Annotated in this window: 15 protein-coding genes and 1 riboswitch; of the genes, 1 reads left to right on the top strand and 14 read right to left on the bottom strand. The window is 50.9% G+C overall.

What is annotated here, in order from left to right; translation table 11 throughout:
- Window positions 1–2 precede the first annotated feature (2 nt).
- The 5 genes from AC0YNV_RS14080 to AC0YNV_RS14060 form a co-directional block, all read right to left on the bottom strand.
- Window positions 3–947 carry an ABC transporter permease gene (locus AC0YNV_RS14080; protein WP_475768930.1) on the bottom strand — a complete coding sequence of 315 codons (945 nt, stop codon included), beginning with the start codon at window positions 945–947 and terminating at the stop codon, window positions 3–5.
- 63 nt (window positions 948–1010) lie between these two features.
- Window positions 1011–2582 (bottom strand): type 2 periplasmic-binding domain-containing protein, encoded by a 1572-nt coding sequence (locus AC0YNV_RS14075; RefSeq protein ID WP_475768648.1) that lies wholly within the window; start codon window positions 2580–2582, stop codon window positions 1011–1013.
- 61 nt (window positions 2583–2643) lie between these two features.
- Window positions 2644–3540: a helix-turn-helix domain-containing protein gene (locus tag AC0YNV_RS14070; RefSeq protein WP_475768647.1), complete on the bottom strand. Its 897-nt coding sequence runs from the start codon at window positions 3538–3540 to the stop codon at window positions 2644–2646.
- 239 nt (window positions 3541–3779) lie between these two features.
- Window positions 3780–4445 carry an SGNH/GDSL hydrolase family protein gene (locus tag AC0YNV_RS14065; protein WP_475768646.1) on the bottom strand — a complete coding sequence of 222 codons (666 nt, stop codon included), beginning with the start codon at window positions 4443–4445 and terminating at the stop codon, window positions 3780–3782.
- 18 nt (window positions 4446–4463) lie between these two features.
- Entirely contained in the window at window positions 4464–5426 is a 963-nt protein-coding gene (locus AC0YNV_RS14060; protein ID WP_475768645.1) for an acetylxylan esterase, read from the bottom strand.
- A gap of 251 nt (window positions 5427–5677) precedes the next feature.
- Here AC0YNV_RS14060 and AC0YNV_RS14055 point away from each other — a divergent pair, with 251 nt between their 5' ends.
- A complete protein-coding gene (locus AC0YNV_RS14055) occupies window positions 5678–6607 on the top strand; it encodes a polysaccharide deacetylase family protein (RefSeq protein ID WP_475768644.1) in 930 nt (309 codons plus the stop codon).
- Between the two features lie 62 nt (window positions 6608–6669).
- On the opposite strand, the gene AC0YNV_RS14050 is transcribed toward AC0YNV_RS14055, so the two are convergent.
- The 9 genes from AC0YNV_RS14050 to AC0YNV_RS14010 all read right to left on the bottom strand — a co-directional run bounded on the left by AC0YNV_RS14050 (window position 6670) and on the right by AC0YNV_RS14010 (window position 15339).
- The gene (locus tag AC0YNV_RS14050; RefSeq protein WP_475768643.1) at window positions 6670–7341 is read right to left on the bottom strand and encodes a 3D domain-containing protein; all 672 of its coding nucleotides are present in this window, start codon (window positions 7339–7341) and stop codon (window positions 6670–6672) included.
- Between the two features lie 114 nt (window positions 7342–7455).
- Window positions 7456–7694, bottom strand: a riboswitch (cyclic di-AMP (ydaO/yuaA leader).
- Between the two features lie 77 nt (window positions 7695–7771).
- Window positions 7772–9229: a PAS domain S-box protein gene (locus AC0YNV_RS14045; RefSeq protein ID WP_475768642.1), complete on the bottom strand. Its 1458-nt coding sequence runs from the start codon at window positions 9227–9229 to the stop codon at window positions 7772–7774.
- A gap of 130 nt (window positions 9230–9359) precedes the next feature.
- On the bottom strand, window positions 9360–9983 hold the full coding sequence (locus AC0YNV_RS14040) for a TetR/AcrR family transcriptional regulator (RefSeq protein ID WP_475768641.1): 624 nt from the start codon (window positions 9981–9983) through the stop codon (window positions 9360–9362).
- Window positions 9984–10209: 226 nt separating this feature from the next.
- Window positions 10210–11010 carry a CAP domain-containing protein gene (locus AC0YNV_RS14035; RefSeq protein WP_475768640.1) on the bottom strand — a complete coding sequence of 267 codons (801 nt, stop codon included), beginning with the start codon at window positions 11008–11010 and terminating at the stop codon, window positions 10210–10212.
- Window positions 11011–11278: 268 nt separating this feature from the next.
- Window positions 11279–12421: an ABC transporter permease gene (locus AC0YNV_RS14030; protein WP_475768639.1), complete on the bottom strand. Its 1143-nt coding sequence runs from the start codon at window positions 12419–12421 to the stop codon at window positions 11279–11281.
- 33 nt (window positions 12422–12454) lie between these two features.
- Window positions 12455–13435 (bottom strand): ABC transporter ATP-binding protein, encoded by a 981-nt coding sequence (locus AC0YNV_RS14025; protein ID WP_475768638.1) that lies wholly within the window; start codon window positions 13433–13435, stop codon window positions 12455–12457.
- 28 nt (window positions 13436–13463) lie between these two features.
- Window positions 13464–14225: an ABC transporter permease subunit gene (locus tag AC0YNV_RS14020; protein WP_475768637.1), complete on the bottom strand. Its 762-nt coding sequence runs from the start codon at window positions 14223–14225 to the stop codon at window positions 13464–13466.
- Window positions 14222–14935: an ABC transporter ATP-binding protein gene (locus AC0YNV_RS14015; RefSeq protein WP_475768636.1), complete on the bottom strand. Its 714-nt coding sequence runs from the start codon at window positions 14933–14935 to the stop codon at window positions 14222–14224. Before AC0YNV_RS14015 ends, AC0YNV_RS14020 begins: the two co-directional genes overlap by 4 nt.
- Window positions 14932–15339, bottom strand: a complete 408-nt coding sequence (locus AC0YNV_RS14010) for a GntR family transcriptional regulator (RefSeq protein ID WP_475768635.1) — start codon at window positions 15337–15339, stop codon at window positions 14932–14934. The genes AC0YNV_RS14015 and AC0YNV_RS14010 overlap by 4 nt, the downstream gene beginning before the upstream one ends.
- Window positions 15340–15548 lie beyond the last annotated feature (209 nt).

The raw sequence follows: 15548 nt of genomic DNA, 5'->3' as shown, positions 1-15548 counted from the left end.
TGTTAAAACACCCCTTCCTCGCCGAATTTCCTGGCCACTTTATTTCCAATCAGCACAAGAGCAAGCCCGACGACGGATTTGAACAGCCCTGCAGCTGTGCTATAGCTGAATTGGCTTTGCTTGATCCCAAGCCGGTACACGTAGGTGTCGAATACCTCCGCCACATTGGATACGGCACCGTTATACATGAGGAAAATCTGTTCAAAGCCGACATCCATCATGTCGCCAAGCTTCAATATAAATAACACCACGATTACGGAGCGAAGGCCTGGCAGCGTAATATGCCACATTTGTCTCAGACGTCCGGCACCATCCATCTTCACAGCTTCATAAAGGCTGGGGTTGATTCCGGCGATTCCCGCCAGAAACAGAATGGTTCCCCATCCGGCCTCTTTCCAGATGGATTGAATGGTCACCATCAGCCAGAAGGCATTCGGGTTCGTAAGAACAGCCATTCGTGGTCCAAGCGCCTCCAGAATATCGTTAACGAGTCCTTCGCCTTTGGCGAACAGGAAGAACGTCAGACCAGCGATAATGACCCAGGACAAGAAGTGGGGCAGGTAGATTACCGTCTGCACGAGACGCTTGAACAAGACGCTCCGCAGCTCGTTCAGCATCAGCGCAATCAGAATAGGCAGCGGGAAAAACAGAAACAGGCTGAGCAGATTAATGGCAATCGTATTGCGGAACAGCATCCAGAAATCCGGATTGGCAAAAAAACGTTCAAAATGCTTCAAACCCACCCAAGGACTATGCAAAATTCCGGCGAAGGGCGAATAGTCCTGAAAGGCGATGACAATGCCCCACATCGGCACATACTTGAACAAGATCAGAAAAAGAATTCCCGGCAGGGCAAGCAGGTACAGGGATCTGTCCCGATACAGCCTCCTGCCGAGCCTGCCCCATTTTCCTGCCTGATTCGGTAATTCAGGTCCGGCAGTTTTCATTGCCTTCATGCCGCTATCCTCCTTATGGACCGTCAGCTTAAGGGTGAAGCGGCATCAGCCGTCTTACTGCCCGGTACGCTGCTTATAGGCTGCAGTCATTTCTTCGGTCATCTTCGTTACGCCGGTATCCTGCTTCAGTGCGGCTACAAATTCATCCCAAGCTGTAATCGGCTCGTTGCCCAAGATGATTTTAGCTTTTAAATCCTGGATTTTTTTGTTCAAATCCGGCAGAATTTCATTGGCGGTCTCCGATCCCAACCCAACCGTCGGGTCGGCAGTGCTGCCGGTTTGCGCATCCTGCACCTGTTTGAAGATTTTGAGCGCCTCCGTCTCCTCGGGTGTGGAGCCGACGGTTTCAGCAGGGAGCAGTATATTGACGATCTGATTAAAATCCGACGCATTATCTTTTGTTCTCTGATCGACATCGATAACCTTTTGGCCATCCACCAGATTATAATCACGGCCTTCAATTCCGTACTTCTGAATTTCAAACACTTCAGGATTCATCCACGTATCGATCAGCTTCAAAATCCGTTTCATCTTATCCTCCGGCACGGATTTTGCAATGGCCAGAATCCCGTTAAAGCCCGTACCTTTTGGTGTATAACCGTCAATCGAGGTCACCGGGTAGAAATCGGCGAATGAAAATCCGGGATCGATCTTCTTCAGATCATCCGCATATACATGCAGAGTACCTGTCTTGTCCACAATGATGCCGGCCTTGTTGGACTTGAACAGATCCCGGCTGTCCGTCAGCTTCAGCGACAACAGGTCCTGCGGAATCAGCTTTTCCCGGTAGGCCTTGGCCAGATACTCCAAGGACTCGCGCACCTCCGGCAGAAAAGCGGAGTATATGAGCTGCTGCCCGTCCCATTTCCAGCTGCCGTTCACACCCGTAAAGGAGTTCTCAACCGCCCCAAGCACCGGACCGAGATTGGTATCGTTGGCATCCAGATAAGCCGCGATACCCACCGTATCGGCTTTACCGTTGCCGTCCGGGTCCTGATCCGTGAAAGCTTTGGCCACCTTATACAATTCTTCTGTCGTGGTTGGCACCTGCAGGCCTAAGCGATCCAGCCAATCCTTGCGGACGATAAAGAAGCTCTCTCCCTCTTCCGGACGCGGGCGAGGAATCCCGTAGTTGTTTCCGTCTGCTTGTTTGGTTACATTCCATGCGTTCTGGGAAATGCCGTTTGAGAGATTGGGGTAATCCTTAATATAAGGGGTGATATCCCAGAATGCGCCCTGCACAACAGCTGTACGAAATGCGGTAGAGAACGGGTCATTCACCATCAGGAGATCCGGCAGATTTCCGGAAGCCAGCGTCACATTCAGCTTCTCGGTGTAGATGTTGTTGGATACCCATGTAATCGACATTTTCGAATGGGTTGCTGCTTCAATAGCGCGCTTGATCACGTTATCGTCGGCCGCGGGCGGCGTGCTTGGCGTAATCGTCTGAATGGTCAGCTCAAGCGGGGCTTCGCCTGTCGTATTCGCGCCCTCAGCGCTTCCGGCATCAGAACCAGTCTTGCCGCTGCTGGAGCAGGCGGAGAGAAGCAGAGCGCCGATTAACGTCAGAGATACCAGCAAAAGCCGAAGACTGCGGTTGCCCCTCGGGGCTTGTTCGTTATACATGTTCATTTCTCCTCGCGATTAATTTCCTGTTGGCCTGACGATCGGAGAATCCTCTCCTTGATCAGGAGATTCGCCGGTTCTTGGCCATTTTTCGGTATTCCCCCGGAGTAGCTCCCACGATTCGCGAGAAGAGGCGGGAGAAGAAGGAGGCATTGGCGAATCCGACGGACTCCGCAACAACCTCCATGCTCCGGTTCGTTTCGTGCAGCATTTGCTTGGCGCGTTCGATCCGGATATGCTGCAGCATCTCATTGACGCTTCTGCCTGTCTCCTGTTTGAACACGCGGCCCAAATGCCGCTCGCTCAGACTAAACACCTGAGCCAGATAAGCAAGTGTAAGCTTTTGATGAAAATGATCTTCCAGAAACACGCGGACACGGCGGGCCAGAATTTCGTGGCCGCCGCAGGCATAGGACACCTGCTTTGTCGTCTCCCGTTTTTCATAGAAGCGGGATAACAGAACGAGCAGTTCCATCAGCTTGAAGCGAATCAGCAGCGGTGAACCTGAATCCTCATCCTTGGTCTCGGCAATCATATCCTCCAAAATGCCGACGATTACCGATGACTGTTCGGCACTCAGGGTCATTTTTCGGGGCAGCCTGCCGCTGCTATCCATGAATGGCGTAATAAAAGCAAGCGTCCCGGGCATCTCATGATCACCAGGAAGGCAGCCCGCCAGGGACTGCGGAACAAACAGAACATTGATAATCTCGATCCCGGAACCGTTCAGATGCTCAATGGCATGCCGCTCGCCGGGATGAATGCTGTACATATCGCCCGCCCGCACCTCATAGGGAAAACGGTCAATGAGATGCAAGCCTTCGCCCTGAACCACATATACCAGCTCGATGAAATCATGCGCGTGCTCATCAAATACGTTATGCTGTCCATGGGAAGATCGCTGTACCCAGATGCCTTGAGCATTTTTACGGTATCCCGATAACGTCTTAACGGTCATGTTGATTCCTCCTTCCTGCTGGATGCCCCGGATTAATACCAAGTAATTCACTCGTTTTTATATTATTTATAATAACGCATTATAAGGTTCGGTTTCATGCTCTATCGGGACAATATCATGTCTTATTCGGACTTTTTTCCTTCCAATATATTCCTGAAAAACAAAAAAGCCGCTTTAATCCGCACGGGGGCGGAAGCGGCTTTCGTATTTTCTTTACTGACGGTTTTGAGAAAATTGGTTTATACAAGCCCTTGATTATAGTCGAAGCCAATCCCCTGCAGGAATGATCTGGCCAGAACGGCATGTCCGGTCTGCGACGGATGGACCCGGTCCCAAGCAAGCGTAGCCGGATACAAATGCTCCAGCAGGCGGTTGAACGCCGCCTGAGTGTTGACATAAACCGCATCGTACTTCCCTGCAATCCGCTTCACTGCTTCGCCGTAGCGGTCCATCGTTTCACGCATCGCATCGGTTGGATTAGGTTCGATATAGAACGGAGTCATAAGCACTAATCCCTTCAGACCGGGTCTTGTTCGGGCTACCAGCTCTTCAAGGGTCTGCTCATATTCCTCCAGATACACATGGGCTTCCGTCATCGCAGGCACGTCGAACTGCCGCCAGACATCATTGGTTCCGATCATGATCGACAGCCAATCCGGCTTGAGGTCAATGACATCGGTTTGCCAGCGGTCCTTCAGGTCCCTTACCGTATTTCCGCTTGTTCCGACATTGACAACCCGAATGCCCAGCTCTGGATATACAGCCGTCAGCAGTGCGTCAACCACGCCGACATATCCTCTGCCAATCGCATTGAACAACCCTTCCCCTACCGGTCTTGCCCGGTCGCAATCCGTGATGGAATCGCCGATCATGACAAGCTTGTCCCGTTTCTCCAGCTTAAGCATAAAAGATTCCTGCCTCTCCTAGTAATTCCCCAAGAAATATTGAAAAATCTTGTCATGGTGTCCAGGCAGCCCTTCATGCCCGAAATCCGGATAAATTTCCAACCGCTTCGGCGCCGTTATCTTGTTGTAAGCGGCAAATTGAGTGGAAGGCGGACATATCGTATCCATCAGACCTGTTCCCATCAGTACCTCGCCTTTAATGCGTTCGGCCAAATACTGAATATCAATATAGCCCAGCTTGGTGAAAATTTCATCCTCCCGCTTATGCTGCGGGTCGAAATGCCGGAAATAGGTGCGAAGCTCGGCGTAGGCGTCCTTCGCCAGATCCATCTCCCATACGCGCCTGTAATCGCTCAGGAATGGATAGACCGGCGCCAGCTTGCGTATACGCGGCTCCAGTGAAGCGCAGGCAATCGTCAGACCGCCTCCCTGCGACCAGCCTGTTGCGAATACCTGCTCCGGGTCCACATTGGGCATCTGCATGACAATGGAAGCCAGCTGCGCCGTGTCCAGAAAGATATGCCGGAACAGCAGATTATCCGGCTGATCATCCAAGCCGCGGATAATATGGCCGTGATGCGTATTGCCGGTCACGCCGCCGACATCCTGTGAAAGTCCGCCCTGTCCCCTGCAGTCCATGGCAAATACCGAGAACCCGAGCGAGACATAACCGAGACGCTCATGCCAATCGCCTACATTCCCGGAATATCCGTGAAAATGCAAAACCGCCGGCCGGGGCATGTCCGCGTTACGGGGACGGGCATATTTAACATGAATCCGCGCTCCCCGCACACCCGTAAAATAAAGATCGAAGCATTCCGCAGCAGGTGTCTGGAAGGAGCTTGGAACAAGCTCGATCTGCGGTTCGGTCTGACGCATTTCATTAAGGGCCCTGTCCCAATAATCATCAAAATCGGCAGGCCGGGGATTTCTCCCTGTATACGCTTGCAATTCAGCAAGCGGCTTATCAATTGTAGGCATTTCTCTAACTCCTTTGCTGTTGTGATTACTTTCCATGTTAGCGGTTTTATTCTTCATCTGTAAAGTTATTTTTGCAGAAAGCTGCCCCGGAACGGACCTTGCCGCAAACGCTGCAGGCAGCTTCGCTTCATGTCATCGACGGTTATCCGCTGCTTCGCATGCATGATCGGAAAACAGAGGGGCACAATGAATAAAGCGCAAGAAGGAATGGCTTGTCATTCATCAAAATCATCAAAATATGGAGGGTTTACATGCAGCGGAATAATCATGGCGTTCGCTCTATACGAAAAACAGTTCTTATCCTCCTCGCGGTCATGTTACTCTCCGGCTCACTTGATCCGGTGCGTAGACTGCATGCTGCTGCGCTGGATAAACGCCCCTCTCCCTTACATACTCAACCACAGGATGAGCCCGGCAACTTGCCGCTTAGCATACCCGGCGTCAGCGAGCATTCCTTCCAGAGCGGACAGACAGGTCAGCAGAAGAAAAAGAAACAATCGCAACGTGACGCCACATCCTGGGTAAATCTGCAGCAGCGTTATCCCGGTACCTTCATTATTGGCGGCCCGCGCAAGGAGAGGAAGGTTGCGCTTACCTTTGACGACGTGCCTGATCCCCGCTACACGTCCAAGGTGCTTGATATATTGGCCCGCTATAAAGTCAGGGCGACTTTTTTTGTAGTCGGATCGCGCGCCGCTTCTTATCCGTCCATAGTCAGACGCATTGGCAGGGAAGGACATGTAATCGGCAACCATTCCTATAACCATGCGGTATTCTCGCGTATTTCCCTGTTTGCCTTCCAGCAGCAGATCCGCAATACTGACGCCATATTGCGTCCGCTCGCCGGATATAGTCCCAGATTAATCAGACCGCCCTATGGGGAAGTACTGCCCGGGCAAATTGAATGGATGAAGCAAAACGGTTATATTGCCGTCAACTGGGATGTCGACTCCGTCGACTGGCGGGGCATCGACAGCAGTACGATATTGTTTAACATCAAGAAAACCCTGCAGCCGGGCTCCATTATACTTCAGCATGCAGGCGGAGGCATCGGCCAGGATCTATCGGGAACATTAGAGGCGCTGCCCAAACTGATCAAGCTGCTCCGCAGCAAAGGCTATCAAATGGTTACGCTCCCCGAGCTGCTTGGAGAACCGGCTGCACGAAGCGTAAAGCCCTGAAACCGCCAAGCGGCGCCCCTGCAATGGGGCGCCGCTCATTTATGATCGATTATATTGAAGCATTATGATTTGCCCAGAACAAAAACCTTTACATATTGAAACCCGAACTTCTGGGCTTTTTCCTGCGATTGCGGTACGAAGATATCAATGCGATCCCCTTTGATCCCGCTCCCCATATCTGTCGCTACGGCCATCATGCCGCCAACAGGCAAACCGTCATGATCGTAACCGGTGATATACACCTTGCTTCCCATCGGAATACGGTTGGGATCAACTGCGATCGTACCCAGCTTGAGCGGGTTGCCGTAATAGTCAACCGGGCCCCAGCCGTTCTCGGATTCATCAGCTGTATAAGCGCTTGCTTTGGCTTGTACAACATCCGTATAGTTGTAGGCCAGTCCGTTGACTGTCACGGTATTTTTCGGCAGCGCTTTGGCCGTTGATTCCATTTTAATCGCCTTGACCGCCGCGGGTTTCGGAGCTGCTGCCGTTTTTTTCGCTGCCGATCCCGGCACTGTGATGGACAAGCCCGCATAAATATTGGACGGGTCCACGTCTGGATTCGCTTTCACCAGCTGATCGAGCTGCACACCGAATTGCTTGGACAACGTCCAGAAAGTATCATTGTCTTTTGCCTTGTATACCGCTGCAGCGTTTGCCGCCCCTGCATGGGCAAGAATTGCCAATCCAAGTATAGCTGCTGCTGCGCCTTTTCTCCATTTTGCATTTACCAAAACCAATGTCCTCCTTTTTATTTACGGGTTTATCGGCATGTTCTGATACAGAACTGTCTCCAAACTCCGTCATCGCTCAAACAAGGCAGCCTCTCTCCCGATTGGTTAAGTATGCCTGTTTGTGCATGCGGCCTGCGAGGTTAGTTGTCGGATTCGGATTGAGGAGTTCAACCCTACGCCATAGCGGATATGCCCGCTCCAAAGCGATTCACCCCCAGCGGATTTTCATCCTGCCAATTCGACTGGCTCGGATAATATTCCGCGAGGCAGGAAACAGATTATGGCTTGCTGAAAGCATCTGTTTGCTGCCTCATAAAGATCCCCCGTACGATAAGTTTCGGCTCGCGTTAAAGGATACCATAATTCTATCCCCCAAATACACTGGTAAATAGGTCCAGCCGCGAACAATAACGGGCTGAACGCCATTCATTTATCCCTCTGTCTCCCATTCAAAGGCAGACAGCTCAACTGTGACGGTTGTGCCGCTGCTTTCCTCGCTTTCAAATTTCAGCGTACCGCGGTGGGCTTCAATAATGCGCAAGCAAATCATGAGTCCAAGCCCGGTACCGGAGCTTTTGGTCGAGTAGAAGGGGCTGCCTAGACGCTCAAGCTTATCCTTGGGGATTCCCACCCCTTGATCTTGAATGCGGACAATGAGCATACCCGCGTCCCCCTCCTTCAGGGTAATGGATAAATCTCCTCCGCTTGGCATCGCCTCTATGGCATTTTTCATCAAATTGATAAATACCTGCTTGAGCTGATTCTCATCGCAATATACCGTCGGCATCTTCGCGGCAAAATCCTTTTTCATCTCGACATTGTTCATAATCGCCTGGGTTTCCAGCAGCGTAATCACATTCTCCAATATGGAGGCCAGATTATGCTGGCTGAACTGCTTGACCTGGGGTTTGGCCAGCGCCATAAATTCCTGCACGATCGTATTGATCCGGTCCAGCTCCGCAAGCATAATATTGAAATATTCATGATGGTCGCTTACCTTTGTTTTTAGAAACTGCGTAAAACCCTTTAAGGAGGTTAAAGGGTTTCGGATTTCGTGAGCGATTCCCGCCGCCATCTGACCTGCTACCGACAGCTTCTCTGACCGGATAATCGCTTCTTCCTCTCTTTTGCGCTCCGTCAAATCACGAAACACGCTTTGCACAACAAAGGGGCGTCCCTGAAAATTATGAATCCGGATGCCTGAAACCTCGACATCGATGATCCTTCCATCAAGGCTGACGATTTTGGATTTCATAAAGTCCAAAGGCTCATCCGAGGCAAGCAGCAAGCTCATGCGTTCGCTCGTCATTTGCCGGTAATCGGCGTGAATCAAATCCATATAGGTAACGGTAAATAATTCCTCAACCCTGGTGGCGCCAAAGAGGAGGAGGCCGGCATTATTCGTATATAAAATCGTTTCCCCGTCATGAACGACGATGGGTTCAGGCAAATATTTGATCAGGCGTTGATACCTGAGTTCATGCTCACGTAAAATTTCATCCGCTTTTATCGTACTGGTGACATCCGTCAGCGTACCAACCAGTGCGGGGCGGCCATCATACTCGACCAGTAATCCCTTGGCTTCATAGTAGAACAGACTTCCGTCCTTCCTGAGCCCTCTGAGCCAATTGCGGGCGCCCCTGCCTTCCCCTCTCAACCGACGGCTGATCTTGTCTTTGAAAAATGCCCGGTCTTCCTCGAAGACCAGATCCTTGGGCTGCATACCGATAATTTCCTCACGGGAGTATCCGAACATCTCCGCCAGACACGGATTGACATACGAAATTTGATCTTCATGAAAAAGAAAGACGCCTATCCGCGACTGATCAACCAATTGATGCAGATGAGTGGAAATAAATGACTCGTATTGAGATTGTTGATCCTTCATAAAGCTCATCCCCCGACAGGTTCAAAAGAAGTATCCTTATCAATTCGCTAACATTTTGTCAATTCCCTCCATGTCAAAGGACTTATTTACAAAGGCGTTTTAATGCCTGTCTCTTGTTTTTTCATCGATATTAGGCCTTCATACCTGCCACCAATGTTCTTATTCCTTGATTGTAAATGGGGAGCGTCCTCTCCAAAAGTGAATCGATGGATTCCAGACTGCCATTATAGGTGTGGACGAATCCCTGCATGTAATAAAATAAAATGCGCGCACGATTGAGCGCCGCTTCAGCGTCGGCAGCAGGACCCTCGTCATCCACCACATTGTCCAGCGCCTGAATCAGGTGGCCGAATATACGGTTGCGGATCTGATTCACTTCAAGCTCGGGCTCCGGTTCATCCACCCGGCCGCCGCCCGATGTGATCAGAACATTAAAGAAGCTGCCGTTGCTCAGGCAAAACACAGCATACTCCTGGCAGGCGCCAATCAATTTGTCCAGCGGGACTGCGTCCGCGTCTCCCAGCCTATCCAGCATCCGGCCTTCCATCTCCGCAAGCGGCGGGATAGCGATCTGCTGCAGCAGATCTTCTTTATTCTTGAAATACAAATAGATCGCGGTATGCGAGCAGCCTGCCTCCTTGGCTATCTCACGCATCGTTACCGATGGATATCCCTTCTCTGCAAAAAGCCGTGCAGCCGAATGCCGGATGGCCTGTTTCATTTCTTCAGTCAGCATTTTTCGTCTTGTCGTCATGATCTTGACACCCCTTGTTTCGTTGTTTGGAATTTTAAATAACCATTGGTTACATAATAACCGCCGGTTAATTTCGCGTCAAGCCGAACGAAGGGTTCAAAACGAAACTATGTGATTTGTTGGTTCGCTCATAAGAGAAGCCCGAGGAAGCCATCATCCGGAGCTTGAATCCTGTATGCAACAAAAAAAGCGGCCAGCATTGGCCGCCTTTCCATCGTAAGTTATTCTAGGAAGTAAATTCTTGCACCCATTCGCCATTGTAATAAGCAACGCCGATTTTTTTGTAATTCGCACCCAGGATGTTGGCTTTATGGCCTGCGCTGTTCATCCATGCAGTCATAACTTCCTGAGGTGTACGTTGGCCTTTGGCAATGTTTTCACCCGCATAGTTATAAGATACGCCAAATTGCTTCATCATATCAAACGGGGAACCATAGGTTGGCGAGTTGTGATCAAAATAATTGTTGTCGTACATGTCTTTCGCTTTGGCAGTCGCCACTTTAGTCAGCAGAGCATCGGATTGCAGTGAAGACAAGCCTGCTTTGCTGCGCTCCTGGTTGACGAGCGTTACAACCTGGGAAGCAAATTCGCTTTGCGATACTGTTCCGGGATCTGTGGTTGAGCCGCCGTTTGCCGGTGCGCTGCCGCCAGTTGAAGGCGTGCCGCTGCCGCCAGTTGCCGGAGTTCCGCTGCCGCCGCCAGTTGAAGGCATACCGCTGCCGCCGTTAGCAGGAGCACCTGAACCATTCCCGTATCCGCCATTAACCGGAATTTTAATGATCATGCCGGGGAAAATACTGTTGCCGTTACCCAGGGAAGGGTTGGATTGCAGCAGCTTGCCAAGATCGATACCATATTGCTGCGCAAGTTTCGAAAGTGTATCGTTAATGTTTATATTATACGTTTTTGTTGGGGCTGTATTTGCAGAAGCTGCACTGACCTGCTGCAAGCCTGCTCCCCCTCCAAGTACAATTACACTTGCTGCAAGAACACTTGCTATTCCCACTCGAATTGGTCTTATTTTCATGAATTTATTTCCTCCTCGTTGGTTTTGGGTTTTGCCGGTTTCTCCCGACGCCACTCATGTTAACATAGGAAAAATCGTTATTCATGCCTCAAAATTTGGCATCAGCCGCAAATGTCTCTCATAATTCGCTCCCTGATGTAAGCGTATCGCTTGGGACGCCTGAATAAAGCATTTCCCGAATTTCTAATAATAAAAAAAGAAGAGACACATGATTATGCGTCTCTTCTCCCTGTTTTCCGCCGCTATTTGTCCCAAACCGATCATCCCCTTAATTAGCCGCAGAACGCAGAAAGCCGGGCAGACGGATAAAAGCGACTGCAAGACCGATTGCTCCAAACGTGAGCAAAATCAGAACCGCTCCAAATACATCGCCAATATGTGCGCCATGCGCAATAATGTCCACCAGCGAATGCTGCGCCCAATACTGCGGTGTAAAATGGCCAATGGTCTGGATCGAATCCGGCAGCATGTATGATGGTGTCCACAGACCGCCTACCAGAGCGCCTCCCATGGAAATAAGCTGGGTAATGACCATAGCGGCTCCTTCGCCCGGAACAATGAAGGAAAGGCCAAGGCCGAGACCTGTTCCGGCAATACTAAGTCCCAGTACAATTAATGCGAGTGCCGACAAATCGCCAAGACTCAAGTCATAAACAAAATGGCCGAAGGTAAACAGAACCACGCATTGTGCAGCAACGGTGAGGACAAAGGGAATCCACATTCCAAGCAAATACTGCAGCGGCTTGATACTCGTGCTGCGGATACGCGACAGAAGTCCGGTCTTCTTCTCCTCAAAGAACCGGCGGCTCATCGTAATCATAATAAAGAACACGAACATGACGGTCATCCCCGGAACCACCTGGTCAATATAATTAAAAACATCCGAGGTTGTGGGCACAGCTTCGACTGTTACCGGGGAGGCAAGCGCCTGCTTGGCCTGTTCCTCCGTATCTCCCATCCGGATCAGCGTATCATTTAGCTTCTGTTCCCTGTACTTGCCTGTAATATTCTCCAGTATCGCTGTTATCGGGGCATTGGAGATAGCGGATGCGGGATCCTCGTACATCTTAATTCCAGCCGTCTGCCCCTCCTTGATAGCCTGCTCGAAGCCTTCGGGCACAACCAGCAGAGCCGTATACTGCCCCTGACGGATCTTGTCAATTCCTTCATTCAGGCTATCCGGATCTTCCGCCGTCACATCCATAATCGTTCCCATCTGCTTCATGAATGCCTGCGAAGCCTCGCTCTGATCCAGATCGACGGCGTGGACGGAAACTTGCGAAGAGCTTCCCGAACTGCTGAAGACGGACCCGAACATGACGATAAACAGCGCCGGCATCAGCAGCAGGAAGAAAAAGCTGCGCTTATCCTTGCGGATCAATTTCAATTCCTTCATAATAATGGATTTCATCTGAAAATCTCCCTTCTGTATCCTTACAGGCTTCTAGTCTCTCAGCGCGGTGCCGGTGACCGTCAGAAATACGCTCTCCAGCGACGGCCTGACAACCTCAAGCTGCTTGACATCCCACTGGCTCCGGGCGGCTGTGCCCAGAAGCCGCTGCATCACTCCCGCCACATGCTCCGTATCCAGTATCCAGCCCGAGCCTTCTTTGCGCGTTTGAGTAACCTGCGGATCAACGGGAGGAGCCGTCAGTCCGGCGGCTTCCAGATAAATGGATTTGCGCCCGTATTGCTCGAGAAGCTCGCCAAGCGATCCGCTTGCTTTGACGGCTCCCTGATCCATAATGGCGACCTGATCGCAGAGAACCTCAACCTCCTCCATATAATGGGTGGAGTAAATAATCGTTACCCCGTCCTTGTTGAGCTCGCGGATCATTTCAAAAATATGATTGCGGGACTGCGGATCAATGCCTACCGTCGGCTCATCCAGGATCAGCAGCTTCGGCCGGTGCAGCATGGCTGCCGCAATATTAATGCGTCGCTTCATACCGCCTGAGAAGGTCTGCACTTCATCCCTGGCCCGGTCAATCAGCCCGGTCTTCTCCAGAATCTCCTGAATACGGCGTTTAAGCTCATTTCCGTGAACACCGTATGCCTGACCGAAAAACTCAAGATTATCGTAAGCGCTCAGCTTCTCATACAGGGTTATTTCCTGAGGAACATAACCAATGTATTTGGAAACCGCATCGATATCATTGGTAATATCTCTGCCGAACAGGCTCACACTCCCCCTGTCCGCCTTCACGATTCCGGTCAAAATCTTCATGGTGGTCGATTTGCCTGCTCCGTTGGGACCAAGAAACCCGAATGAAGTGCCGGCCTGAAGCGAGAAGGTCACATTCGACAGTGCCTGTTTCTTGCCATATGCCTTTTGCAGACCTGTGACTTCCAGCAGAAGTTCCCGGCTTTCGGGCCGTTTACTATCGGATGGCCGCCAGTTTTCCGTCATTGTTTCCATCTTCATGTCATTCCCTTCTTTGTTGAATATGTCTTTAGGCTAATTTTCTATCAAGCAGATAGGCGCATAATCGAATGACGAGGTAAGCGGCCGGCAGGCTGACGATCATCGCGGCCAGCACCTCCCATGGAAACGGAAACCAAACCACTGCCGTATCTCCGTTAAGCTGATCAAATACCGGACCCATTTTGGAGAACAACAGGCCTCCGCCTCCCATGAATATTACCCAGAGCAGAGGAGTAATCGGCCGCCAATGCGTGTATGCAACCGCTGCTGTCAGGAAACCGATGGATAGAACAAAGGGGCCAAATCCAATAATAAGTACAAACCAGTTTAGCCCTACAAGCAGGAATGCGGACAAATCGCTCATGGTATAACTGTTCAAAATCAGCACGATACAAGAAGCATATATGGATGCTGCTGCATAAAAGCCTGCAATAGCCATCAATGTCCGCAGCGCTGCACCGCTCCACTTGGCGCCAACGAGCGTAAGCCGCGAATACGGAAGCGTCAGCCACCAGCCGCTGGTCTCGTTCTCCCACTCCCGCTTCAGAATGCCATGGCCGGTGAAGAACAGCATATAGGGAAAACCGATAGTGACAAACCATAAACTGAGCAGCTTTAAGGAATGGTCCATTGCAAAATAAGTCAGCGTGCCCAGAACGATGATCAGGACGACTGCGCCGTAGATGCCGGCCCATTTTCTGCTCAGAGGGGAACGGTTCAGGCGCTTGCCGTTTCCCTTTACTTTGAATTCATGACGCATCAGCGCCCAAAAGGTACCGGATGTTTTCAACGTATCCCCTCCTTCTTGTACAATGTGCGAAAAACGTGGTGCAGGGAGCCGTATTCAGCCCGCAGGTCCTCCGTATCGCCTGTCCAGATCGCCTGCCCCTTGTTCATCATGATCGTGTAATCAAACAAGCCCTCGACTTCTTGAATGTCATGCGTGCTGATCAATATGGATTGTTCGCGCTCCTCCAGGTAATCGATAATGCCCGAGATAATCGCCTCTCTGGAGATCACGTCGATACCGGCGAACGGTTCATCCAGAATAATAAGCGGCACCTTGCGCGCCATGCATAGAATAAGCATCACCCTGGCTTCCTGCCCCCGGCTCATGCCGCTGATTCTCATGTCCAGCTCGATGTCCATAAATTCGGCAAAGGATCTGGCAGCGGCCATATCAAATCCTGGCAGAAAGGATTGCCCCCACTCAAAAGCCTTGAGTGTTGTATGAAACGGATACCACCGGGCCCGGTCAGGCAAATAGGCGATATCTTTGTTGGTACGCCAGCCGGGTGTTTGTCCAAGCACCCTGATTTCTCCCTGATCGGGCTGTACAAGGCCTGTTATAGTCCGGAACAGGGTGGATTTGCCGCAGCCGTTGGGACCAAGAACTCCAACGATTTTCCCGGCAGGAACCGACAGACTTACGCCGCTCAGCGCCTTTTTGTCGCCGTACTGCTTCGATAACTGCTTGCAGACTACAATCGGCTCACTCATGTCCGGTTCCCTCCTTCCTTGTTGATTTGTTTATTGTGCACATAAGCTTCTATATCCGACCAGCTGATTCCCAGGCTCTCCATCTGAGACAGAAAGGAATCGATATACCTGGCTGAAAGGTCCGTCCGAAAGGTCTGCACGCGCTCGGTCGAGGAAGTGACGTAGGTTCCTTGTCCCCGCCGTTTCTCCGTCAAACCGTCCCGCTCCAGCTCCTGATATGCGCGCATCACCGTGTTCGGATTCATCCGCAATTGCTGCGCCAGATCGCGCACCGATGGCATTTTGTCTCCCAATCTAATCTCTCCTTTGGCAATTGAGCTTCGCACCTGATCCAATACCTGTTCATATAGAGGTTGACTAAAATCGATCTGAAACCGCAATGTGCCAACCTGCTGTTCTTCCATGGACGTTCCTCCCTATCCTGCCGCCTTCTGCTTTCAATACTAAGTGTATTATATCACTTAATACACCTAATGCAAGTGAGCAAATAATCAATATTCAAGAAAGTCGCATAAAACCTGAACAAAAAAACACTTCCGCAGCTGCCTGTGCGAAAGTGTTTAAAATGCCTTGAAAAGCTAAAAGCAGTCCTGCCCCTCAGGAAGTACCGGCT

The sequence above is a fragment of the Paenibacillus sp. JT31N11 genome, assembly GCF_056269285.1.
The sequence above is the reverse complement of the archived record's forward strand: the minus strand, read 5'-3'. Positions and strand labels throughout refer to the sequence as shown.